The organism is Auritidibacter sp. NML120636 (assembly GCF_003185945.1).
GTDB classification, from domain to species: Bacteria; Actinomycetota; Actinomycetes; order Actinomycetales; family Micrococcaceae; genus Auritidibacter; species Auritidibacter ignavus.
Map to the genome: position 1 here is coordinate 12,814 of NZ_QHLO01000001.1, position 22,162 is coordinate 34,975.

At 59.6% G+C, this 22,162-nt stretch carries 21 protein-coding genes; 10 read left to right on the top strand and 11 right to left on the bottom strand.

Going from position 1 to position 22,162, the window contains the following annotated elements; translation table 11 throughout:
• Nucleotides 1-29: 29 nt before the first annotated feature.
• Entirely contained in the window at nt 30-1,262 is a 1,233-nt protein-coding gene (locus tag DCC25_RS00080) for a pyridoxal phosphate-dependent aminotransferase (RefSeq protein ID WP_110100021.1), read from the top strand.
• Between the two features lie 3 nt (nt 1,263-1,265).
• On the opposite strand, the gene DCC25_RS00085 is transcribed toward DCC25_RS00080, so the two are convergent.
• Nucleotides 1,266-1,538, bottom strand: a complete 273-nt coding sequence (locus DCC25_RS00085) for an exodeoxyribonuclease VII small subunit (RefSeq protein WP_233487795.1) — start codon at nt 1,536-1,538, stop codon at nt 1,266-1,268.
• Nucleotides 1,535-2,788, bottom strand: coding sequence for an exodeoxyribonuclease VII large subunit (xseA, locus tag DCC25_RS00090; protein WP_110100182.1), 1,254 nt, complete (start codon nt 2,786-2,788; stop codon nt 1,535-1,537). Before xseA ends, DCC25_RS00085 begins: the two co-directional genes overlap by 4 nt.
• 91 nt (nt 2,789-2,879) lie before the next feature.
• Here xseA and DCC25_RS00095 point away from each other — a divergent pair, with 91 nt between their 5' ends.
• Entirely contained in the window at nt 2,880-3,767 is an 888-nt protein-coding gene (locus DCC25_RS00095; RefSeq protein WP_110100183.1) for a hypothetical protein, read from the top strand.
• 143 nt (nt 3,768-3,910) lie between these two features.
• Nucleotides 3,911-5,551, top strand: coding sequence for a DASS family sodium-coupled anion symporter (locus DCC25_RS00100; protein WP_199445855.1), 1,641 nt, complete (start codon nt 3,911-3,913; stop codon nt 5,549-5,551).
• Nucleotides 5,552-5,559: 8 nt separating this feature from the next.
• On the opposite strand, the gene DCC25_RS00105 is transcribed toward DCC25_RS00100, so the two are convergent.
• Genes DCC25_RS00105 through DCC25_RS00120 form a run of 4 tightly spaced genes read right to left on the bottom strand, consistent with a single transcriptional unit; the run spans nt 5,560 to nt 8,958 of the window.
• Entirely contained in the window at nt 5,560-6,165 is a 606-nt protein-coding gene (locus DCC25_RS00105; RefSeq protein ID WP_110100184.1) for a response regulator transcription factor, read from the bottom strand.
• Entirely contained in the window at nt 6,162-7,241 is a 1,080-nt protein-coding gene (locus DCC25_RS00110; RefSeq protein ID WP_110100185.1) for a sensor histidine kinase, read from the bottom strand. Before DCC25_RS00110 ends, DCC25_RS00105 begins: the two co-directional genes overlap by 4 nt.
• Nucleotides 7,242-7,252: 11 nt before the next feature.
• Nucleotides 7,253-8,095 (bottom strand): ABC transporter permease, encoded by an 843-nt coding sequence (locus tag DCC25_RS00115; protein WP_110100186.1) that lies wholly within the window; start codon nt 8,093-8,095, stop codon nt 7,253-7,255.
• Entirely contained in the window at nt 8,092-8,958 is an 867-nt protein-coding gene (locus tag DCC25_RS00120) for an ABC transporter ATP-binding protein (protein WP_110100187.1), read from the bottom strand. Before DCC25_RS00120 ends, DCC25_RS00115 begins: the two co-directional genes overlap by 4 nt.
• Before the next feature lie 184 nt (nt 8,959-9,142).
• Here DCC25_RS00120 and DCC25_RS00125 point away from each other — a divergent pair, with 184 nt between their 5' ends.
• On the top strand, nt 9,143-9,976 hold the full coding sequence (locus DCC25_RS00125) for an NAD(P)-dependent oxidoreductase (protein ID WP_110100188.1): 834 nt from the start codon (nt 9,143-9,145) through the stop codon (nt 9,974-9,976).
• A gap of 5 nt (nt 9,977-9,981) precedes the next feature.
• Nucleotides 9,982-10,554 carry a cysteine hydrolase family protein gene (locus DCC25_RS00130; protein ID WP_110100189.1) on the top strand — a complete coding sequence of 191 codons (573 nt, stop codon included), beginning with the start codon at nt 9,982-9,984 and terminating at the stop codon, nt 10,552-10,554.
• On the opposite strand, the gene DCC25_RS00135 is transcribed toward DCC25_RS00130, so the two are convergent.
• The 4 genes from DCC25_RS00135 to betT all read right to left on the bottom strand — a co-directional run bounded on the left by DCC25_RS00135 (nt 10,548) and on the right by betT (nt 17,999).
• The gene (locus tag DCC25_RS00135; protein ID WP_110100011.1) at nt 10,548-12,407 is read right to left on the bottom strand and encodes an HNH endonuclease signature motif containing protein; all 1,860 of its coding nucleotides are present in this window, start codon (nt 12,405-12,407) and stop codon (nt 10,548-10,550) included. The two genes, DCC25_RS00130 and DCC25_RS00135, sit on opposite strands and share 7 nt — an antisense overlap.
• 238 nt (nt 12,408-12,645) lie before the next feature.
• Entirely contained in the window at nt 12,646-14,223 is a 1,578-nt protein-coding gene (locus tag DCC25_RS00140; protein WP_110100190.1) for a GMC family oxidoreductase, read from the bottom strand.
• A 63-nt stretch (nt 14,224-14,286) separates the two neighbouring features.
• Nucleotides 14,287-15,771, bottom strand: a complete 1,485-nt coding sequence (locus DCC25_RS00145) for an aldehyde dehydrogenase family protein (RefSeq protein ID WP_110100191.1) — start codon at nt 15,769-15,771, stop codon at nt 14,287-14,289.
• Nucleotides 15,772-15,809: 38 nt separating this feature from the next.
• Nucleotides 15,810-17,999: a choline BCCT transporter BetT gene (betT, locus tag DCC25_RS00150; protein ID WP_233487797.1), complete on the bottom strand. Its 2,190-nt coding sequence runs from the start codon at nt 17,997-17,999 to the stop codon at nt 15,810-15,812.
• Between the two features lie 312 nt (nt 18,000-18,311).
• Here betT and ychF point away from each other — a divergent pair, with 312 nt between their 5' ends.
• The 4 genes from ychF (at nt 18,312) to DCC25_RS00170 (ending at nt 20,749) form a co-directional block, all read left to right on the top strand.
• The gene (ychF, locus tag DCC25_RS00155; protein ID WP_110100193.1) at nt 18,312-19,397 is read left to right on the top strand and encodes a redox-regulated ATPase YchF; all 1,086 of its coding nucleotides are present in this window, start codon (nt 18,312-18,314) and stop codon (nt 19,395-19,397) included.
• A 147-nt stretch (nt 19,398-19,544) separates the two neighbouring features.
• Entirely contained in the window at nt 19,545-19,778 is a 234-nt protein-coding gene (locus DCC25_RS00160; protein WP_110100006.1) for an Arc family DNA-binding protein, read from the top strand.
• Nucleotides 19,775-20,200 carry a type II toxin-antitoxin system VapC family toxin gene (locus DCC25_RS00165; protein WP_110100194.1) on the top strand — a complete coding sequence of 142 codons (426 nt, stop codon included), beginning with the start codon at nt 19,775-19,777 and terminating at the stop codon, nt 20,198-20,200. Before DCC25_RS00160 ends, DCC25_RS00165 begins: the two co-directional genes overlap by 4 nt.
• 12 nt (nt 20,201-20,212) lie before the next feature.
• Nucleotides 20,213-20,749, top strand: coding sequence for a GNAT family N-acetyltransferase (locus DCC25_RS00170; RefSeq protein ID WP_158524689.1), 537 nt, complete (start codon nt 20,213-20,215; stop codon nt 20,747-20,749).
• Between the two features lie 145 nt (nt 20,750-20,894).
• On the opposite strand, the gene DCC25_RS00175 is transcribed toward DCC25_RS00170, so the two are convergent.
• Complete coding sequence (locus tag DCC25_RS00175) at nt 20,895-21,095, bottom strand: hypothetical protein (RefSeq protein ID WP_110100196.1); 201 nt, start codon at nt 21,093-21,095, stop codon at nt 20,895-20,897.
• Between the two features lie 197 nt (nt 21,096-21,292).
• Here DCC25_RS00175 and DCC25_RS00180 point away from each other — a divergent pair, with 197 nt between their 5' ends.
• The gene (locus tag DCC25_RS00180) at nt 21,293-22,018 is read left to right on the top strand and encodes a hypothetical protein (protein WP_110100197.1); all 726 of its coding nucleotides are present in this window, start codon (nt 21,293-21,295) and stop codon (nt 22,016-22,018) included.
• The last annotated feature ends 144 nt before the right edge of the window (nt 22,019-22,162 follow it).

Below are 22,162 nucleotides of genomic sequence, written 5' to 3' on the forward strand. Positions count from 1 at the left end.
AACCCCTTAGACCCTGGAGGTCGGTCCCGATGACACCAGCACGACCGCGTGAAATTCGCCAGTCATCCAAGTTGCATAATGTTCGCTACGATGTGCGCGGACCGATCCTGGAAGAAGCTCAGCGTCTCGAAGCCGCCGGGCATCGGATCATGCGACTGAATATTGGGAACCCGGCCCCCTTCGGTTTTGACGCCCCCGGGGCGATCCTGAAGGATATGGTCTCCCATCTTCCCCATGCCCAGGGGTACTCCGATTCTCAGGGTATCTACTCGGCCCGCACCGCCGTCTCGCAGTACTATGAGTCCCGTGGCATCCGGGATATCTCGGTTGATGATGTTTTCATCGGTAACGGGGTCTCAGAGATGATCTCCATGGTCCTCCAAGCCCTGATCGATGACGGGGACCAGGTACTGATTCCCGCGCCGGATTATCCGCTGTGGACCGGGGCCACCACGCTCTGCGGTGGTGAAGCCGTGCACTACCGGTGTGTGGAAGAGGAAGGCTGGGTCCCCGACACCGAGCACATCGAGTCTCTGGTCACCGACCGTACCAAGGCTCTGGTGCTGATCAACCCGAATAATCCCACCGGGGCGGTGTATTCGCGCCACGTACTAATGGAAATGGTCGAGATCGCTCGCCGGCACGGGCTGGTGCTACTCGCCGATGAGATTTATGAAAAGATTCTCTACGATGGAGCACGCCACATTAACGTCGCCGGGCTGTCTGATGATGTGCTCACCCTGACGTTCTCCGGGTTGTCGAAGGCGTACCGGGTGGCTGGATACCGGGCCGGTTGGGTTGCCGTGTCCGGGCCCAAATATCGCGCTCAAGACTTCCTTGAGGGGCTGACTCTGCTGGCCAATATGCGCATGTGCGCCAACGTTCCGGCCCAGCACGCGATCCAGACGGCGCTGGGCGGGTATCAATCCATCAACGACCTCATTCTCCCGGGTGGACGACTGCTGGAACAGCGCAACCTGGCCACCGAAATGCTCCAGGCCATCCCGGGGGTGAGCGTGCAACCGGCCCACGGCGCGATGTATCTGTTCCCGAAACTCGACCCTGAGATGTATCCGATTGACGATGACGAGAAGTTCGTGATCGACCTGCTTCGACAACAAAAAATCCTGGTCTCACACGGTCGGGCCTTCAATCTTGACACGACCGACCATTTCCGCTTGGTGACCTTGCCGGCCGTGCGTGATCTCGAAGAAGGCATCCACCGGATCGCCGAGTTTTTAGAGGGCTACCGCCACGGCTGAGTCCTACTCATCGGTCTCATCGGTCTCGTTGGTGCTGGCCGTCGTCTCGGACTCGGCACGGACCTGGTCAATGCGTTGCTGGGCCTCGGTCAGCCAACGTTGACAGTGTTGTGCCAGGGCTTCACCGCGCTCCCAGAGTTGTAAGCTTTCTTCTAGTTCCACCCCACCGGATTCCAGCCGGGTCACGGTCTCAATCAGTTCAGTGCGGGCCTGCTCGTAGCTCAGCTGGGCAATATCGGAGGTATCGGCGGTCGAGAATCCTTGTGTCATCATCATCCTTCGTCGTCTGTGCTGGGGTTGATTGAGGTGACTTCGGCGTGGAAGTCTCCCCTGGAGAGCAAAATGTTGACCGGGGTGCCGACCTGTAGCTGATCGGCCCGTCGAATCAAGCCCTGCTCAGCCTGCACCACCGCATAGCCACGGTTGAGTGTGGACTGCGGAGACAGCGAACGCACCCGAGCCATCACCTGCTCGACTACCTCTCGCTCGCGAGAAATCAGCTGACGCATCGCCGTCCGTGCTCGTGTCAGCACACCGGTGAGTTCCTCGTGGCGGGTGGTGATCATCGTTTCAGGATGCAGTAGCACCGGCCGGGAACGCACCGTAGCCAGGTGGGTGGCCTGCTCGGTGACGAGCCGCTGCACCGCAGCGGCCATCCTTAACCGGGCCTGAGCGATGCTCTCGGCCTCCACCGTCGCGTCGGGAACAATACGCTTGGCCGCATCGGTGGGAGTGGAAGCCCGCAGATCAGCCACATCATCGAGCACCGGACGGTCGGCTTCGTGCCCGATTGCCGAGACCACCGGGGTGGTCGCTGCCGCCACCGCGCGCACGAGCCGTTCATCCGAAAATGGCAGGATCACCTCTTCTAAGGCCCCACCGCCACGGGCTATCACGATCAGATCCACCCGCTCATCGGCATCAAGCTGGTGCAGGGCCTCGATGATCTCGGTGGGCGCCTGGGCGCCTTGGACGGCGGTGTGCACCACGGTGAATTCGGTGGCCGGCCAACGCAAGAGCGTATTGCGCATGACATCTTTCATCGCGTCGGAGTCTTTGCCGGTAATCAGACCGATGCGTGCCGGCACCAGGGGCAACGGTTTCTTCTGGGCAAACAGGCCTTCTTCGGCCAACGCGTGTCGCAAGCGCTCGACTCGGGCCAGCAAGTCACCGATGCCTACCGGGCGAATATCCTGGGCAATCATCGACAACCGACCGGTCTTGGTGTAAAAGTTGGGCTTCACCCAGGCCACCACACGCGCGCCCTGTTGCACTCCAGGATCCAGGTGCGAGGCCACATTGCGCCAGGCAGTGACCGGCAGGGAGATCTCGGCTTCAATATCGCGCAGTGTCATCCACGCATTGCCACGTACCACGCGATGCTCGATCAGCTGACCCTCCACCCAGGTCGCCGGGGCCCGATCAATATAGTGTTTGAGATTCTCCGACAGTAAGCGCACCGGCCAGGGGCGATCCGCCGAGGTCTGCGCCGCTGTGGCCGGTAGTGCAGGTTCATCGATCACCATGCGCTCACCACACAACCACCACTCACATTGCCTCCGTTACAGTAGTCTAGGGACGTCCCCCAGACTACTACCGCCGGGATAGAAGGACACCATGAGAACGCTTTTTGCCAGCATTTTTGCGTTGGTTATCGGCATCGTCACTGTGATCGGTTTGACCGGATGGCGAGCTGATGCATTGTTACACACCGCAGAACCATTACGGGAGATTTCTGGTGATGAGCAGGTGCTCGACGCGGTCCCGGCATTAGTGGCCGATCAGGTGACCTCGAATGCGGAATCCCAGTTGCCCTTCTCCGATGCGCTGGGTGGGGTGACCGAGAATTTTGCGTCCTTGGTAGTGGAGGACTCCCGGTTCGCTCAGGCGTGGGGCGAAGCCGTGGAGATGACCCGTCAGGACTGGGTTGAGGGGCTGCAACAGGCCTCCACCCCGGCCGAACCCGATGCCGGATACCTCTCGATCCATCTCACCCCGGTGGCCCAACTCGCCGGTGTTGTGCTGGGCGAGCAACTCGACCAGATTTCCCTGCTCGACGGTGTTGATCCCACTGGCTGGGTACCCAGCGAGTTGGTGATCGACACGCAAGTTCCTCCCTCAGAACTCATCTCGGCCGATGACCTGGTGTTGATCGAACAGTACGTGACTTACTGGCCACTGGTCCTGGGCGGGGCCGCGGTGGCCTTCGTCCTAGCGCTGTTGCTGGCCGCCCCCGGAGCCCGCTGGAGCGTCTGGCTGATTTCCGGGGCGGTGATTGTGCTTGGCGGAGTCACCTTGCGTACCGGCATCGGCCGGCTGGTGGACGACTCGATCGCTGCCACAGTCGAAGACGGCACCGTGGCGATAGTCGAGCCCCTGATGCATGCGTTCGCCAATTGGAGCTATCCCCAACTGAACGTGATGATGATCGGTGGCGCGGTGGTGGCCGGCGTGGGCTTGATCGGCGCGTTGATTGCGATGGGGCGCGAGACCAGTAGCGCCTAGTTCGTGCCCCGTTGCTGAACCTGCTAACGTGAGATAAATAACGTCAGTATTGACTAACGCCAGTATGAGAAGATGACAGGAATATGTAGCAACAGCGTGTGCGCTGGCGCGTGATGCGCTGAGGACCGTTGGGGGACAGTCCGATGAGTTCAGAGAAGTCGACACGTCATTACGCCTCGTCGCATTACACCAAGACTCAACACGCTTCGTCACAATATCCGTCCACGCAGTATCGCTCGACCCAGACCGAACTCTCTGAGGGGATGAAAGCTCCGGCGGACGGTGACTTGATGCGTCGGTTGATCGGACTTGGTCTCGGCATCGTGCTGGCACTGCTGGTGTACTTCCTGCTTCCCGCAGACACGGGAGTGTGGCCCCGGCTGACCGGTGCCACCGCGGTATTGATGGCCGTGTGGTGGATGACCGAGGCGATCCCGATTCCCGCCACCGCTTTGTTGCCACTGGTGATCTTTCCGGTGTTCGTTCCCGCCGAGGAAACTCCAGAGGGCGAGGGCGTCAGCTTTGATACGGTCGGGGCCAACTACGGCAATAATGTCATCTTCTTGTTCTTAGGTGGCTTCTTGCTCGCTCTGGCGATGCAACGCTGGAATTTGCACCGTCGCATTGCCTTGCTGGTGTTGCGCTCGATGGGATCAAATAGTTCGGCCTTGGTCGGCGGTTTCATGATCTCCACCGGTTTCCTGTCGATGTGGGTCTCCAACACCGCAACCGCGGTGATGATGTTGCCTATCGGTGTGTCGGTGCTGGTGCTGGTCAATCAAGTGACACAGGAAGGCGACGCCGAGGCCAGCGTGGAGTCGATGGTGAAAACGAAATTCGGCACCGCGCTGATGCTGGGCATTGCCTACGCGGCCTCCATTGGCTCGGTCAGTACCATTATTGGAACTCCGCCCAATGCACTGTTGGCCGCTCACATGTCCAGTAACGAGGACATGACCATTGGCTTTGGGCAATGGATGCTGGTCGGGGTGCCCTTGGCTGTGGTACTGATGCTGGCCACGTGGTTCATCTTGGTCAAGGTGCTGTTCAAACCCGAGATCAAGCACATTCCCGGTGGCCGTGAGATGTTGCAGAAAGAGTCGGAGAAACTCGGGCCGGTGAGTTCCGGTGAGCGCCGAGTGCTGATCATTTTTATTCTGGCGGCGGTGAGCTGGGTCTTCATCCCGTTGCTGTCGGAGTACGTGCTCGGCTTGGAAGATGCTTTCATCTCCGATGCTGGGATCGCCATTGCTGTCGGCCTGTTGCTATTCCTGTTGCCGGCCGGTCCGGACGCCGAGTCGGGGGTGCGGCTATTGGATTGGGAATCTGCCGTGGAACTTCCCTGGGGTGTGCTACTGCTCTTTGGCGGTGGCCTGGCACTGTCGGGTCAGTTCAGCGATTCCGGACTCTCGGAATGGCTGGGTGAACAAGCGACCGGTCTGAGCGGGATGAGCCTGTGGATCCTGGTGGCGTTGGCGGCCGTGGCGATTTTGCTCCTGACCGAAATGACGTCCAATACTGCCACCGCTGCCACGTTCTTGCCCGTAGCCTCCGGCGTGGCAATGGGGACCGGGGTGGAACCACTGATGCTGTGTGCACCCGTGGCGCTGGCCGCAACCTGTGCGTTCATGCTTCCGGTGGCTACCCCGCCGAACGCTATCGCCTACGGTTCCGGCTACGTCACCATCGGTCAGATGGTGCGAGGAGGCGTGCTGGTCAATATCGTCGCTGCCATCCTGATCACTCTAGTCTCGATGACCCTGCTGGTATGGGTCTTCCTCTAAAACCAGCTCTACAACCAGCCCTGGTCCCGGGCGTATCCGGCGGCCTGGGCGCGGTTCTTCGAGCCGGTCTTGCTGATTGCCTCCGAGAGCAGGTTCCGCACCGTCCCCGCGGAGAGGTGTAACTGCTCGGCAATGTCCCGGACTGAACGACCGGTCAGCGTCGCGCGCAACACGTCCTGTTCCCGGGAGGTGAGAGGGTTTTGCTGCGTGAGGGCCTGGACAGCCAAGGCCGGATCGACTACGGTCCGACCGGCCATGATCGACCGGATGGCTGCGGTGAGCTCCTCAGCGGGGGAATCCTTGACCATAAACCCCTGTGCCCCGGCATCCAGTGCGCGTTGCAAGTATCCGGCGCGACCAAAGGTGGTCAGGATCAGAATCTTGGCCTGCGTCTGCTCGCTGACCTGAGCGGCAGCGGCCAATCCGTCCGTGCCGGGCATTTCAATGTCGAGGATGGCCAGATCCGCGCCGTGGTCTGCAATGGCTTCCACCACCGAGGCGCCATCGGGCAGTTGTGCGACCACCTGAAGATCCTGTTCCAAATCTAACAAGGCCGCCAGCCCCTGACGAACCAGCGCCTGGTCATCGGCCAGCACAATCTTAATCGGATTCACTGACTCACCTCCAACACAGTGCCACGGTCCGAGGACGAGATGGTCAAAGTCCCCTTGGCTGCTTCGGCTCGATGGCGAAGCCCAGCCAGACCATATCCGGTGGTGGGACGAGTGATCCCGATCCCGTCATCGCTGACGCGCAACCGATGGGTGGTGATCTCAATATTCACGGTGCTCGCCTGCGCATGCCGGAGCACATTGGTGACCGCTTCACGCAGGCACCAGGCGAATAGTTCCGCGGTGGCCGGGGCGATCTGTCGCGGGATTTCTGTGGTCGTGACGTGGATTCCTTGGTTACGGAGCATCTCCAGTGCGACCTCCAACTGGTTGCCTAAATCCGGGGCTTCCAGAGTGGTGATCGCAGTGCGGACATTGCTAATGGAGGACCTGGCCAATCCCAGGATACTCTCCAGCTCCGCGCGGGCGGCCTGGTGGTCAGTGTCGAGCAATCGCATGGCTAACTGCGTCTTGACCGTGATGGCGGTCAGCGACTGGCCTAAGACATCGTGGACCTGGCGATCTAATTCTTCCCGTTGGGCGGCTAGTGCGTCTCGCTCCGAGACTTGGCGCTCCACTTCCTGACGTTCGACGACATAGCGGATGAAAAACAACATGAGCCAGGCCAAGGTCAGTGACAGCAGCAGGGGCCACCAGAGATCCATTTGGTCGCTGATCATCAGTAACGCTGTGCCGGCCAGTGTGGTCGAGACGAAGGAACCAATTGCCCCGGGAACAAGATTGTGCGTGAACAGCCACAGCGCTGCGACAAATGTCAGGCTCATCCCTGCATCCGCTCCGGTCAGCAACGCCACTGGGACCACGAGTAGACCCAGCACCAGGGTGTAGACAAGGGTCGTGGCGACCCGGGGGAGCAGTGGCCACGGGCGCGGATGGGTCAACATCCACAGATAGCACCCGGCGAACAGGACCAAGCAGGCGATGCCGGCGATCTTGGCCCACAGCGGATGATCTGACAGGACGACGCTCGTAGCCGGGATGAGCAACAGCGCGAGCCAACCGCCGCCGTAGCGCAGTTGTTCGCGTTGCTCGTCCCGACTGAGCTGATCTGGATACATCGACTCTTATCTTATCGGCGGGTAGAGCCTAGGGTGGACAGCCAGCACAAGCCGGCGAAAATCACCGTCCAGGCCAGGGAGATCCCCAGAATCCAGGCCAGGGAATCGGATTCAAACTCGCCGGTGACGAAAGCTTCCTGATCCAGAATGAGACCCTCAGCCTGGGGATAGTGAGCCAGCTGGCCGGTACCATACATTGGCGTGAAGCGACCGATCTCCAGCAGTGTTCCGCTCAAGGGTATAAACAGGTTACCGAGGAAGGCCAACACGACCAGGAAACCAGACCCAATGGCGACCGCGGACTGGGCACGGAAAATCATCGCCACGGCGAGCCCATAGAACACGAACGGGATGGTGCCAACAATGGTCAGTGCTGCCGTAGCTATCCAATGCCCCACTGTATCGAATTCCGCTCCCGTGGTGGCTCCTAGAATCAGAATCAGCGTGGTGGGCAGAATGGCCAAAATCATGCCCATCAGCATTTTGGACACCATAAACAAGGGGTTAGACAGCCCCGTGAGCGCTAACACTCGATTCCAGCCGTGTTGCTTTTCCACTACCGCGGAACTACTGACCGCCGTAGCAGCGATCACCGAACCGTAGCAAGCCATGGAGGTCATCACCCAAGCGGTCATATTGCCGTCGCCGAAGTTCAACTCGGCAACATCACCGGCCACCCCAAACATCAGGTACAACATGGCCGGTAAGACCAGGATGAAGAAGGTCGACTCCCACATCCGTAGGGACCGCCACGTGTCCCAGGCCAGGTAGTGGACGAAAATGCTCAGGGTGGACCGAGCTGGCGAACCCCCGTGTGAAGGTTTCGTGGTGGTGTGTGAAGCTATGGCGGTCATGAGGGGTCTCCTTCCAACAGGTTTTCCAGCCCGTGTTGAGTAATCTGAACGTTGGAAATCCATCCGTGATTTAGCAATTCGTTAGCCAGCTGATCGGACCGATCGGTTCGGATGCTGATCCGTCGTTTTGCTGGGTCCCAATCGAGTGCGGTTTTTTCCGGTAGTACCTCGAAGGGTTCTTGAGAGTGGCGCCATGTTCCCGTGATGGTGCTGGTGCCTCCGAGTTGGTCAGCCGGTGCGTCGGCGGTGATGGACCCAGATTTCATCACCACGATGCGGTCGGCGAATTCTTCGGCCTCTTGCAAATAATGCGTGGCAAAAATGATGGTTCCCCCACCACGCGCCCAGCTCGTCATCGAGTCCCAAAACCCTCGACGCGAGGTGATGTCCATGCCGGAGGTGGGCTCATCGAGTAGCAGAATCTCCGGGTCGGGAAGGATCGCCAGGGCGAACCGGAGTCGTTGGACTTGCCCGCCCGAACACTTGCCGACCTTGGTCTTCTTGAAAGCAGTGACCCCAGCCTTTTCCATCACCTCCGGTATCGGGAGGCTGTGTCGATGCAGACCAGCAATCATGCGTAGGGTCTCTTCGACCGTGAGGTCTTCCAATAGGCCTTTGGTCTGGAGCACGGCACCGATACGGCCACTGGCCTCAGTCGGCGGGCCTGCTAGGACCTTAACGGATCCGCTTTGTGGCGTGGTGTAGCCCAGAATCATATCGAGCAGTGTCGTCTTTCCGGCCCCATTAGGGCCCAACAAGGCCAGGATCTCGCCAGAATGAACACGCAGTGAGAGGTGGTCCACGGCGGTTAACTGGCCGAATCTTTTGGTGACATTTTCGATGTCGATCGCTGGAGTAGTCATGACATCCACTTTTCCGTACCGGCTCGTTGTGGTGCAGTGTCGCCGATCAGGACTCTCGAGTGACAAAAGTCAGTTCCACCACCGTGGGCGTTATCTGTAACCAGGTTATCTCCGCCGGCTCTGACAGCGGTAGGCTATGGGTGTGCCTCAGATCACTTCGGCTGTGTTGAGAAAGGACACCACGATGACTCACGAATCATCCAACATTTTGAGCGGCAAGACCGTTATTCTCTCTGGAGGGTCACGGGGTATCGGTTTAGAGATCGCCAAGAAACTAGCGTCCGACGGGGCCCAGATTGCTTTGCTGGCCAAGACTGCTGAACCTCATCCAAAGCTACCGGGCACGGTCTACACCGCAGCCGATGAGATCCGTGAGGCAGGTGGGAAAGCGCTTCCTCTCGTGGGGGACGTGCGTGAGGAATCCAATGTCGTCGAGGCAGTTAACAAGACGGTGGCTGAATTCGGTGGAATCGATATCGTCATCAATAACGCCTCCGCTATTAATCTTGAGCCTTCGGACAAGATCGAGATGAAACGGGTGGATCTGATGCATGACATCAATACCCGTGGGACGTTCTTGTTGACTCGGACGGCGTTGCCGTACCTGAAGAAGTCCTCCGACCCGCGGATCTTGACCCTGTCGCCACCGCTGAACACCTCGCCGAAGTGGCTAGGTGTAGCCCCGGCATACATGCTGGCCAAGTATGGGATGACCCTCGCTGCGTTGGGCATTGGCGCTGAACACCGTATCCCCTCTACCACGCTATGGCCTGAAACCACCATCCAGACCGCGGCAGTACAGTATGCCTTGGGCGGAGACGAGATGATGAAGGTCTCCCGCACGGCAGATGTATACTCGGATTCGGCTCATGCGATCCTGACTTCAGCACCGCAGAAGTACGCCGGAGCCACCGTGCTGTGTGAAGAGGTCTTGCGCGATCACGGCGTGACGGACTTTTCCAAGTACAGCCCGGGCGTGGATGAGAAGGACCTGCAAAAAGATCTCTTTGTGGACTAGATCAGATGAACGCTGTTCTTGGCCCTCACCCCGTCCTGGCGCTGATTGATTTTCAGCGGGTCTTCCACGACCCTGAGCTGGGGTGGGGGTGTCCGGGATACCTCGAGGCCGAGGCCCATGCTGGGCAGATCGCTCAAGCCATTCGCGCTCGCGGGCTGTCAGTGATCCGTACTCGATTCGTCCGTGATCCCCACGAAACCGGAAGTTGGCGGGCCTACTACGATCGCTGGAACCAATTTCGGCTCGATCCCGACGACCCGGTCTGGGATTTGACGAGCCCTTCGGATGACACCGTAGTGGATCGTCCCACGTTCGGGAAATGGACCGAGGGGCTTGAGCGCCATGTCGATCGCGATTCCGCATTAGTGGTGTGTGGTGTTGCCACGGACTGTTGCGTGCTCTCGACGGTATTCAGTGCCATCGATGCTGGGCAACGCGTCGTGGTGGTGGAAGATGCTTGTGCCGGAGCGACACCGGAACTGCATCGTGAAGCGATTCGTCTGATAGAGCTCCAATCACCGCATGTCACCACCGTCTCAACGAGCGAGGTGCTTCGGTTGCTATCGGCAGATCACTGAAGGAAATAGCCGTTGCGACGTAAGGTGAGGTCGGGAAGATGCCACGGAGCGGCGGCGTACCAGACACCGTCTCGATCGATCCGGGCAATACTCCATTTCCCTTGGTGAATTTCCGTGTGATGTCGCGAGCAGACCAGTGCGGCGTTATCGATTCGCGTTGCTCCGTGGTTTTCCCATTCCACGATGTGATGCACCTGGCACCAGGACGCAGGCATGGTGCATCCGGGGGCTGTGCACCCCTTGTCCCGTGCGACCAAGGCTCGGTGTTGGGCAGGGCTAAAGTCCCGGCGTTCTCGTCCGTAGTCCAGAATGTCGTTTCGTCCGTCGAAAAGTATCGGAACGATTCCCGCTTCACAGGCCAGCGTTCGGAGTCTGGATGGGTGAATGCTTCCGGTGAACTGTCCTTCAGATCTAAAAGCGTGTCCGTTTTCTCCGGGCCGATCCGGGCCATCTGACCCCGGTGGCTTTGATCTGAGGAACTGCTCGGCCCCGGTGCGAGGTTGTTCTGGTCGATACCGTTCGGGAAGTTGTTTGGAGAAGGTCTCGTAGTCCATGGTGACAAGGACCTTGGTGACCTGTCCGCGGGTATGCGCTAAACCGTTCTTTTTCTGTCCCACACCAATGCCTGCGATTAACACTGCCATGAGAGCTTCGAAGCTACGCCGTTTACGGGTTGAATGATTGAACAGAGCGTGCTCGGCATAAAGGATCTCTCGGGAATTTTCGTCGATGGCAGCTACTGCTTCGGGGTCGACTTGCGGGAAGTTGGCTTTGAGCGCAGTGGCGATAGGACTCTCAGGCACCCTGGTCTCTGGGTTTGCGTTTCCAGCACCAGCGCCACGATGATTTTTCAACACGGCGTAGTTATTGGCCGCGTGGTCCAAAGTTGACAATAGCTCTGCACTCAAGCCGAAAGCTCTGCCCCCGAATTCCACGCCACCGCCGGATAGTGGTCGCACCCAAAATTCATCCGTGGCCTTCTTGGGGTCGAGTTCTTCTTCGGGTGCGGGGCCATCTTCGTCCAAGTAGTAGGTGAGTGTTTGTAGCCGGTTTTTGCAGACTTTGCTGAACTCAGAGACGCTCATCGACGCTGCATCCTCAATCAGAATGGGCAAGATCGCATGAATGACCTCTGTGATACGCTCCTGATCAACCTGGCACTGGCGGCCGTAACGCTGGAGATCTTTGAGAAGCTTAATGAGCCGGTCGGCGTTATCAACACAGATGCGACCGGTACTGAATGCTTCGATGAGCTCGGGATATTGGACTGGCTGTGCCTCACCCAAGCCTGGCGGAGGAGCTGGGACCAGATATTCGCTTCGAGTTTGACGCCGTTTGAGATCGGGCTTACCCAGACCGAGTGCTTCGAGGTAGAAGATTCGCCCGTTTCCATAAGTCATTGATGAACCTGTGGGGACACCGAGCAGAGCTCGTTGATCCTCCGGGCTTCGTGTGGCCTGATGGGCGAAGGACAGTAGCCGAGTTTGAACGCTGGTGAGCAGGGTTGCTGATTGTTCAACGCGACGCGCGACCTCTGGGAATGCATTATGCGGTTCCTCTGGGGCGAGGAGATCTTCCGGTTCTTGAGGGTGTTGTGGTTCAGAGGAGCCAGCCAGAGACGTATTCCAGTCGGAGACTTCTGCGGCACGAGACCAATGCGCGAACATCTCATAACTGTCCTCGGCATCCAATTTCGCGTTAAAAGCCGATAGCAGTTGAGTGAGCCCGTGAGCGAGCTCGCCTAAGGAGGCTTGATCGGCGGCTTGCAGATCAAGGAACGCGGTGATGTCCGGGCCGTGCGGTGGGGCTGAACTGGCGGTGCGCACCATGTTCGACTCCTCCTTTCTTGCCATCCACTCTATAGAACAGATATGCCAAGATAAGGTGAGATCGAGTGAATTGTGGAGAGTGACTAGAATAAGCGTTCTATATCCATGAGGGTGGGGCGAGACGGTGTGCGCTGACAGTATCTCGACAGTTGGCGGGTTGTTCCCTTGTCGTTAAGAAAAAGCCGGGGTGGCGAATCCGTGAGGACTCTCCGCCCCGGCGCGGTTCGGTGCCAGGTTGTCGACCCGGCGACGAGAGAGGCTGTTACTGGTCGCCCTTGATCAGATCGGAAGCCCGCTCACCGATCAGGTAGATGGTGATGTTCGGGTTCACGGCCACGATCTGAGGCATCACCGAGGCGTCGGCAACGCGCAGGCCATCGACACCCTTGACCTTCAGGTCCGAGGTCAGCGGTGACATCTCGTCATCGTCAGCACCCATGCGGACACTGCCGGCCGGGTGGTAGACGGTGTTGTGGGTCTTGTGCACGTAATCGGCGATGTCTTCATCGGAGGTGACATCTTCGCCCGGGAACAGCTCGCGCCCTTTGAACTGGGCCATGGCCGGCTGATCCATGATCTTGCGGGCCAGTTTGATGCCTTCGACGGCCACGCGGGTATCGTGGCCTTCTTCGTCGGTGAAGTAGCGGGGATCCACCTTCGGTTTGTCCCGATAGTCCATCGAACGTAGGCGAACGGTACCGCGCGACTTAGCGTGGGTGATGTTCGGGGTTAGTACGATGGCCTCGTCAGCGGTGGGGTAGCCCTGACGGCGGGTGTGCATATCGAAGGGGACCGAACCATAGTGCATCATCAAATCGGGCAGATCGTGCTCACCGGTGGTGTCCTTGAAGATGCCGATCTCCCACCACTGAGTGGCCTCACGGGTCATGGTGACGTTGGACTCCCAGGAGATGACAGCTTCGGGGTGATCCTGCAGGTTCGAGCCCACACCGGGGGAATCCACGACCACGTCGATGTTGAATTCCTTGAGGTGCTCGGCTGGGCCAATACCGGACAGCATCAGCAGCTTCGGCGAGTCGATCGCACCGGCGGAGACGATGACTTCGCGGTCGGCACGCATGGTCTTCAACCGGCCGAAGGCGTTGTCTTCATACTCGACCCCAACGGCTTTCTTCTTGGACCCGGCAACATCGTCGAACAGCACCCGGGTGACCCGATGGCCGGTGAAGATGTGCAGATTCTCGCGATCCATGTTTGGGTGCAGGTAAGACACAGAGGACGAGGCACGGGTGCCGTCCTTCTTGGAGTTGATCTGGAACCAGCCGGCACCATCACCGACGGTGTCGGCGGAATTGTGTTGCACGGTGGGCAGCCCGGCCTGTTCGGCAGCTTCGAGGATGGCCACACCGACCTGATCTTTGGGTGGGACGTTCATGATCTCCACCGGACCGTCGGAGCCGTTGTGATCATAGTCGTTGTCGTTGGTTTCCATGCGCTTGATCAGCGGACGCACCTCGTCGGGGCCCCAGCCGGCGGCACCCATCTCCACCCAGGCTTGCAGGTCTTCTTTGGGCGGGTGGAAGGCGATGCAGGAGTTGTGCGAGGAACAACCGCCCAGTACCTTTGCACGGGCGTGGCGCATGAAGCTGTTGCCAACTTCCTGTGGCTCGATGGGGTAGTCCCAGTCAAATCCGGATTCCAGCAACTCTGGCCAGCGGTTCAGGGTCAGCACCTCGTCGTGGCCCTGGTCGGTGTCGCCACCTTCCAAAAGCGCGACCTGAATGCTGGGATCTTCGGAGAGTCGAGCGGCGATCACGGCACCGGCGGAACCGCCGCCGACGACGATGTAATCAAAGTGTGGATCGGTATGGTCAGCCATGAATACTTCCTTCACTTCTTCGGTTGGGTGGTCCAATGGACCGGGATCAAAGAACCGGGATTTTTAGTGGCGAGGGAACCAGTCGGCCGGGGCCGGCTCGGTGTTGTGGTAGATGTGCTTGGCCTCGACGTACTCACCCAAGCCCATCTGGCCCAGTTCCCGGCCGATGCCGGAGCGCTTGAACCCGCCCCACTCGGACTGCGGGACGTAGGGGTGGTAGTCGTTGATCCAGATCGTACCGTGACGCAGAGCGCGGGAGACACGGTTGGCGGTCCCCATATTTTGCGTCCACACGGCCCCAGCCAGACCATATTCGGTGTGGTTGGCGATGGCGACGGCTTCTTCTTCGGTGGTGAAGGTCTCCACGGTGATGACCGGGCCGAAGCCTTCTTCGATCACCGCGGGGTTCTCCTGGGTGCAGTTGTCCAAGATGGTGGGAGCATAGAAGAACCCGTGCTCGTGCTCTGCACCGCCCCAGTGGCCACCCACGCGTAGGGTGGCGCCGGCTTCCACACCACGCTTGACGTAATCGGTGACCTTCTCGCGGTGTTCGGCGGAGATCAGCGGACCGGTCTCGGCATTCTCGTCGAAGGGGCCGCCCATCACGATCTTTTCGGCCCGGGCAACCAGCTCGTCGACGAACCGATCGTGGATGGACTCTTCCACGATCAATCGGGTGCCAGCCGAGCACACCAGCCCGGAGTCCAAAAACGCTGCGGTCAGGGCGTTGTCGACGGCGGAGTCAAAGTCGGCGTCGGCGAAGACCACGTTGGGGTTCTTGCCGCCCAGCTCCAGGGCGACCTTCTTGACGGTCTTGGCAGCTTCTTGGGCGATCGTGGTGCCGGTCTTGAGCCCACCGGTAAACGAGACCATGTCAATGTCGGGGTGAGAAGACAGTGGGGCACCGGCGACCGCACCGGAGCCGAGCACCAGGTTGGCCACGCCGGCCGGCAGGCCGAGCTTGTCGTAGACGTCGATGATCAACATGGTGGTGTGCGGGGTCAGCTCGGCGGGCTTGATGATGAAGGAGTTCCCAGCGGCCAGGGCAGGGGCCATCTTCCAGGCGGCCTGTAGCAGCGGGAAGTTCCAGGGGGTGATCATCCCCACGACGCCGACCGGCTCGTAGACCACGCGGTCGATCACTGAGGCGTCGCCGGTGTCGACCAGTCGACCCGGGTTGGCATCGGCGATCTTGCCGAAGTAGCGATAGCAACCGATAATGTCGTCCATATCGCCTTCGGCCTCGACCAGGCGCTTGCCGGTATCCAGGGCTTCAGCCCGGGCGAACTCGTCCTTACGTTCGGTGATCGCATCGGCGACCCGAAGCAGGAAGTCACCGCGTTCGGCGGCGGGCACTGAGCTCCACACTCCGGAGTCGAAGCAGGCGCGGGCGGCGGCGATGGCTTCTTCCACGTCGGCGGTGGTGGCTTCAGAAACCACATCCACCTCGGTGCCATCGGCCGGGCAGATCACGGTGCGGGTACCGCCGTCAGAGGCTGGCTTCCATTGACCGTTGATGTACAGGGTTGTCGGTTCGGTTGTGCTCATAGAGTGTTACCTAGCCTTGCGGAATCCGTCGGAGATGGTCAGGAATTTTTGGAGTTGGTGTCCTGGGCGCTGGTGGGCTCAGGAACCGGTACCTGGTCAATAGAACTCGTATCAGCTTGGTCGGTGTCGTTCCAGGTCTCGGGGGTGAAGGTCTCATCGGCTGGTACCGGTGCCCCGTCCTCACCGGCCATGGACATGTACGCCATGTGGGTGTCGTAGGAATCCAACACGTCGGAGATGACCTGGTCCTTGCTCAGACCGTAAATATCACGCCCGCGAGAGCCGGTATTGGAGAAGACCTCCAGCTTGAAGAAGACCTCCTGAACGGTGCGGATGTTGGTGGCGAAGCTCGGCACAGGGTATGCGACCGGGTAGGCCTGGTACTTGAAGTCTTCCTGATCGGTGAAGTGCACGACCAGATCCACATAGGGTAGCCCATGCTCGGGGTGCTGGCCACGGTGGCACTGGACATCTCCGCCCAGGGCCTCGATTTCGGCGGCGACCTCTTCGATCGCCGGAGCAGCGACGGTGTTGACGTACTCGGTCAACTGCTTGTGGCTGGCGAAGCTCATCCGATGACGCAAACGTTGCTGCCACTTGATGCGCTCACCGGACTGGTTCGTGCGCGAGGAGAGCGCGGTGGGTAGCGCCCGGGCCTGCGACAAGGCGACCAGGCGTTCATGCCGCAACATCTTCCACAGGCTGTACATCACCAGGTAGAGCATGATCGACAGCGGGAGACCCACGATCACGGTAAAGGCCTGAAGCGTGTAAACGCCATCAATAAACAGCATCGACAGGGTCAGTGCACCGGTGACCACCGCCCAAACGATACGCAACCAGCTGGGGCCGTCGGAGTCGGCCATGGTGGCCTTTGAGGTCATATTGGCCATCACTAGCGAACCGGAGTCTGCCGAGGTGACGTAGAAGAACAGGCCGGTCAGCACGGCCAATCCGATCGTGAAGAGCGAGCCCGGGTACTGCTCCAGCAGGGTAAAGAACCCAGATTCGGGAGTGTTGTAGGTCTCTTCGAGGAAGGTGGGATCGGACTGGAAGAAGCCCAGCGCGGCGTTGCCCAGGATGGAGACCCACAGCAGGATGAAGGCAAAAGGAATCAGTAGCACGCCGACGACGAATTCGCGTAGCGTGCGACCGCGGGAAATACGCGCCAGGAACAGGGCAACGAACGGCGCCCAGGCGATCCACCATGCCCAGAAGAACAAGGTCCAGTCGGCCATCCACTGATCAGCGGGTAGCTCAGGTGCCTGACCATCGGTGTAGGCGAAGGTGTTCATCAGCATCGAGGGCATGGACGAGAAGAAATCCCCGATGTTTTGGACCAGGGCGTTGAGTAGCTGGGTGGTGTTATCGGCAATCAGTATCCAAGCCAGCAGAGCGATGGCCAGGTAGATGTTCAGCTCGGAGAGCAGGCGAATACCCTTATCCACACCGGAGACGGTGGAGACGATGGCGATCAGCACCGAAATGGCCATCAGTGCGATCTGTACGGTCATGGACTGGGGGATGTCGAACATGGCCGACAGGCCGTAGTTCAAAAACACCACGCCAATACCTAGGGAAACGGCAATACCGGAGATGGTGCCGATCGTGGCGGCGATCTCGACGGTGTGGCCCACCGGGCCGTGGATGCGTTTGCCGAAGATCGGGGCCAGCGCCGAGCGGATACTCAGCGGCAAGTGGTAGCGGTAGGCAAACAGGCCGAAAGCCATACCCAGAAGTGCGTACATGGCCCAGCCGGGGATGCCGTAGTGGAAGATGGTCCAGATCGGGGCCATCCGAGCGGCCTCTTCAGATTCGGGAGCGACATCCGGGGGAGTCAGATAGTTCGTGGCCGGACCGGAGATGCCGAAGAACATCAGGTCCACGCCAATACCGGCGGCAAAAAGCATGGCCGCCCACGTGAACATATTGTATTTCGGGCGGGCATGGTCCGGGCCGAGCCGGGTATGTCCGGACCGGGTGAGCGCCACAATCAGTACGAATACCACAACGATGGCCGCGGTGAGTACGTAGTACCAGCCAAAGTTCTCCGAGACCCATCCCATGGCCCCAAAGATGGCATCTTCGGCGGTGGATGGCCAGATCGATGCAAACAACACGAAGGCAACCAGGATGATCAGGGCGCCCCAAAAGACCGGCCAATTGACCTTTGACGGTGCGGAAGAGTCGGAAAGATCGTCTTCTGGTGACTGTTGTGCTTCAGTCACTGAAGTGGCGGCTGACATGCAGTCGGACCTCAACTTTCTGTGGTGTTGTGTCCTGCGACCCCGGTGGTACCTTGCCCTGAGCCGGGCACGCAGGTGATCGAGTATGGATAAGCGACACACAACCGCCGAGCGTGATCGATGAAACGCAAGCACAGCCGATCTGTCTCGACGGTAACCTACGTTAGGCTACTCTGACCGAATAACGCCCTCAACATCTCACCAGCGGTTGCGATATGACCTTGACCACGGGTCTTGGCGAGCGGGACATATCATGCCTGGAGACGAAACCGCGACGCGGTAGAGTGATACACCGTGGCTTTAACTATTGGATTCGTCGGACTTCCCAACGTGGGGAAATCAACCCTGTTTAATGCACTCACGCGACAGACCGTGCTAGCAGCGAATTACCCCTTCGCGACTATTGACCCGAACGTGGGCGTGGTCAACCTCCCCGATCAGCGCTTGTACCAGCTGGCGGAGATGTTTCACTCGGAAAAGATTCTGCCGGCCACGGTATCGTTCGTGGATATCGCTGGAATCGTCAAAGGCGCCTCGGAAGGCGAGGGGCTGGGTAACCAGTTCTTGGCCAATATTCGTGAAGCTCAGGCCATTGCCCAGGTGGTGCGGGTCTTCGAGGACTCCGATGTGGTTCATGTCGACGGACAGATCAACCCGACCTCCGATATGGAAACCATTAACACCGAGCTCATCCTGGCGGATTTGCAGACTCTCGAGAAGGCTATTCCTCGAGTGGAAAAAGAAGTCAAAGGCAAGAAACGCCCGCAGGCGGAACTGGATGCCATGGTGGCGGCCCAGAAGGTGCTGGAACGTGGCGAGACGATCTTCTCGGTCATCGAGTCGGAGAAACTTGATCTCGAGGCGCTCAAAGAGCTCAATCTGCTCACTGCCAAGCCGTTCATCTACGTGTTTAACTCCGATGAGACGGTCCTGAACGATGAGGCCAAGAAAAAAGAACTAGCTGAGCTGGTCGCGCCGGCGCAGGCAGTCTTCTTGGATGCCAAGTTCGAGGAAGACCTGGTTGAACTGGACGAGGAAGAAGCCCAGGAGATGCTGGCCCTGAACGACCAAGAAGAGTCAGGACTGGACCAGCTAGCACGCGTTGGTTTCGACACCTTAAAATTGCAGACCTACCTCACCGCCGGCCCGAAGGAAGCCCGGGCCTGGACCATTAACCAAGGAGACACCGCTCCACAGGCTGCCGGCGTGATTCACACTGATTTCCAGCGGGGCTTCATCAAGGCCGAGATCGTCTCCTTCGACGATTTGATGACGGCCGGATCAATGAACGAGGCCAAGGCTGCCGGTAAGGTCCGAATGGAGGGCAAAGACTACATCATGCAAGACGGCGACGTGGTCGAGTTCAGGTTCAACGTGTGATCGGCGCTCTCTGCGATGATCCGAGCACCGCCCCGGTTGCCTCGTCATGAGAGGACCGGGGCAGTGCCGTACTTGGAGGGCCCTCGCCTCTGTCGCGGTTGCTAGGTGCTCTGCTATCATGATTGATATCAGAGGAGGTGTTCGCAGATGTCATCCATCATCGTTCGCGGTCTCGACGACGCCGTGAAGCAGCAACTCGCTGCACAGGCGAAGGAGCACGGTCGGTCGATGGAAGCCGAAGTTCGCGCCATCCTGACCAAAGCTGCACGCCGGCCGCACATAGGAATCGCTCTGCTGGCAGCCGCGCAGGATGTCGGGGGAGTCGAGGAGCTACCGATCCCGGTGCGCGATGACGTCGCGCGGGCGGTGGACTTCGAGTGATCATCCTCGACACAAACGTGATCTCGGAGATCTTTCGACCCTTGCCCGAGCCACGCGTAGCGGACTGGCTCACGTCCCTGGAGGGTGACGTAGCCATCACGTCCGTCACGCTCGCAGAACTGCTGGCAGGTTTGCGGCGGTTGCCGGATGGTCGGCGCAGAGATGCGCTGACCAGACGAATTGACGTGGCGCTCGCACCGTACAGGGGCGGCCGCGCTGTGTTGCCGTTCGATGACGTGGCCGCCGACCGCTATGCCGACGTGCTCGTGGCTCGAGAGCGCGCGGGAGCGCCGATCAGTACCGCCGACGCGCAGACCGCCGCGATCTGCCTGGCGCACGGAGCAACCTGCGCTACGCGCAATGTGAAGGACTTCCAGCACACCGGCGTAGAACTGGTGGATCCGTGGAAGGTCGATGCGTGAAGCATCATTCGATTGAGGTCATCGCCCATCAGCAACGCACTGAGGCAGATCTGGCGTGAGCTTCGAGAATTCTTCGGTAGTGAGTATCTCGAGGAGTTCGGAGAGTGGGATCCGCAGCAGTCCTACGGCTACGCGTCACATGATGTCCACGTCAGGGCACGGGCCGAGAACCGCGTCGTCGACCACGTGGGATGGGTGCGCGGCGAGATCGCTGTCGGTACGGAGGTCGTCGCGATCGTGGGAGTCGGCGGTGTCTTGATCTGCGCTGACGCAAAAGGGGTGCGTCTCGGGGGTGAGCTCATGGGGTGGGCTGAGCAGTCGGTGCGGGATCTTGACCAACTCGCGTTCGACTACTTGTGCTGTCGAGAGCAAGTCGTCCCGTTCTACGCTCCATGTGGTTGGCCTCGGATCTATGCCCGCGAGAAGTCGATCGGACGTGACGGCGAATCTGTCGTGGATGAGCTCGGCCCGTCGATCCTCATCCTGCCAATCGCCCCGCTCGAGTCGTGGCCAAAGGGCGACGTCGACCTGCGCGGACGGGCTTTGTAGTCGCTGACTGCAGATGGCCGTACGTGCCGGAATGCGGTCGAGTTCCGCTTTAACGTGTAGCGGATCAACCACCGGTGCGAAGAAGTAGCGATGGCGAACGAACGGATCACCGACCGAGGATTTCGTCGAGGCTCAGCTTCGATTGCTAGGCTTCTACGACGGTCCGGACGAAATTGTCGTCGAAAAGCCTGTCTTCGCTGAGATCTAAGACTCGTACCCGGCCGTCGACCTGCCGAAGCTCTGGATCCAGTGTGTCAAGAAGATCATCGACAAGGCCCGCCTGCCTGTCGCGAAGCTGGAAAGCACGACCCAGCTTCAGGTCCACCCCCGAGCTACGCACGCCCACCAAGGGCTACCCACAGGGAGTGCTGAACAAGATCGTGACGCTGCTCCCCGAGAAGGTGATTCTCTTCCTCACGGTGTACCAGGACTTCGACGTCGTGGCATCCGTCATGTCGGAGTCCTCAGGCCAGTAACTCCCTTCTATCCGAACAGATGGTGGGGATGCTTAAAATGTGACGGGGCTTCCTTCAGACTTAGGTCATGGCGAAGCTCGACACCGGCTGGGCGATCATTGAGATCGACCGATTCTCGCCCATACCGGCGCAGGTCCACCCGGGCACGGGTTCAGGGCTTGCATTTGTCGGCACCGTCATGCGTGGCCCCAGGACCGAGGCGTCAGAGCGAGCGCATGTTATCCAGCAAATCCTTGATCGGGCGTTGCCGGGGTGGTCGCGGAACCGTTCGGACAAGGACAAGGACTACTCGTGGCTGCGCGATCAGGCGTCTCGGGCGAAGGTCGCACTGCGGAGGCAAGTAGGGCTCGCCGAGAAGCTCGAGGACAACGCCCCGGATATGGACGCAGCCAATGTCCACCCGTGGGCATGGGAGAATGGGCGCTTGTACTGGAAAACCCGGCACTATCATCAGACTGTCATGCACGTCGCCATCCGGATGAACGTCGAGTCACAGGCCAAGCTTGGCCGGAAGGATATCTCGGAGACTGCGCTGTTCAACGAGGCGTTCTCGCTGACCCCTCCAAATCTGAAGCCACTAGGTGGCGACTGGTCGAGGATGACGGCAACAAGACGTACGAAAATCTCCACCGTGGGGCTCGTGCCTTTGCCGAGGGGCTCTACGCTGCCCTCGGCAACCCTTGAATGCGCACCCGTGAAGAGGGCATCGGACCGGGGCGGAGATTTGTCGATGCGGACGGCAATGGAAGGACGAACTCTCGTTGTATGCGTGGCGAGCTCTCGCGGAGCATAGGAAAAGTTGCCGAAATATGGGGTGGCGATTTTCGCTCTAATCTCTGGGAGCACTCCCAGTCCCTATGAGAACTTGAGTGTAGAACTTGCAGGGTCTATGGTGAGGGCATGTGGAGCGTCGACATTGAGCCAATTGAAGAGTGGC

Coding starts and splice junctions, on each gene's coding strand:
- DCC25_RS00080 (WP_110100021.1), top strand. CDS start 30: ATGACACCAGCACGACCGCGTGAAATTCGCCAGTCATCCAAGTTGCAT.
- DCC25_RS00085 (WP_233487795.1), bottom strand. CDS start 1,538: ATGATGATGACACAAGGATTCTCGACCGCCGATACCTCCGATATTGCC.
- xseA (WP_110100182.1), bottom strand. CDS start 2,788: ATGGTGATCGATGAACCTGCACTACCGGCCACAGCGGCGCAGACCTCG.
- DCC25_RS00095 (WP_110100183.1), top strand. CDS start 2,880: ATGAGAACGCTTTTTGCCAGCATTTTTGCGTTGGTTATCGGCATCGTC.
- DCC25_RS00100 (WP_199445855.1), top strand. CDS start 3,911: ATGAGTTCAGAGAAGTCGACACGTCATTACGCCTCGTCGCATTACACC.
- DCC25_RS00110 (WP_110100185.1), bottom strand. CDS start 7,241: ATGTATCCAGATCAGCTCAGTCGGGACGAGCAACGCGAACAACTGCGC.
- DCC25_RS00115 (WP_110100186.1), bottom strand. CDS start 8,095: ATGACCGCCATAGCTTCACACACCACCACGAAACCTTCACACGGGGGT.
- DCC25_RS00120 (WP_110100187.1), bottom strand. CDS start 8,958: ATGACTACTCCAGCGATCGACATCGAAAATGTCACCAAAAGATTCGGC.
- DCC25_RS00125 (WP_110100188.1), top strand. CDS start 9,143: ATGACTCACGAATCATCCAACATTTTGAGCGGCAAGACCGTTATTCTC.
- DCC25_RS00130 (WP_110100189.1), top strand. CDS start 9,982: ATGAACGCTGTTCTTGGCCCTCACCCCGTCCTGGCGCTGATTGATTTT.
- DCC25_RS00135 (WP_110100011.1), bottom strand. CDS start 12,407: ATGGCAAGAAAGGAGGAGTCGAACATGGTGCGCACCGCCAGTTCAGCC.
- DCC25_RS00140 (WP_110100190.1), bottom strand. CDS start 14,223: ATGGCTGACCATACCGATCCACACTTTGATTACATCGTCGTCGGCGGC.
- DCC25_RS00145 (WP_110100191.1), bottom strand. CDS start 15,771: ATGAGCACAACCGAACCGACAACCCTGTACATCAACGGTCAATGGAAG.
- DCC25_RS00160 (WP_110100006.1), top strand. CDS start 19,545: ATGTCATCCATCATCGTTCGCGGTCTCGACGACGCCGTGAAGCAGCAA.
- DCC25_RS00180 (WP_110100197.1), top strand. CDS start 21,293: ATGGCGAAGCTCGACACCGGCTGGGCGATCATTGAGATCGACCGATTC.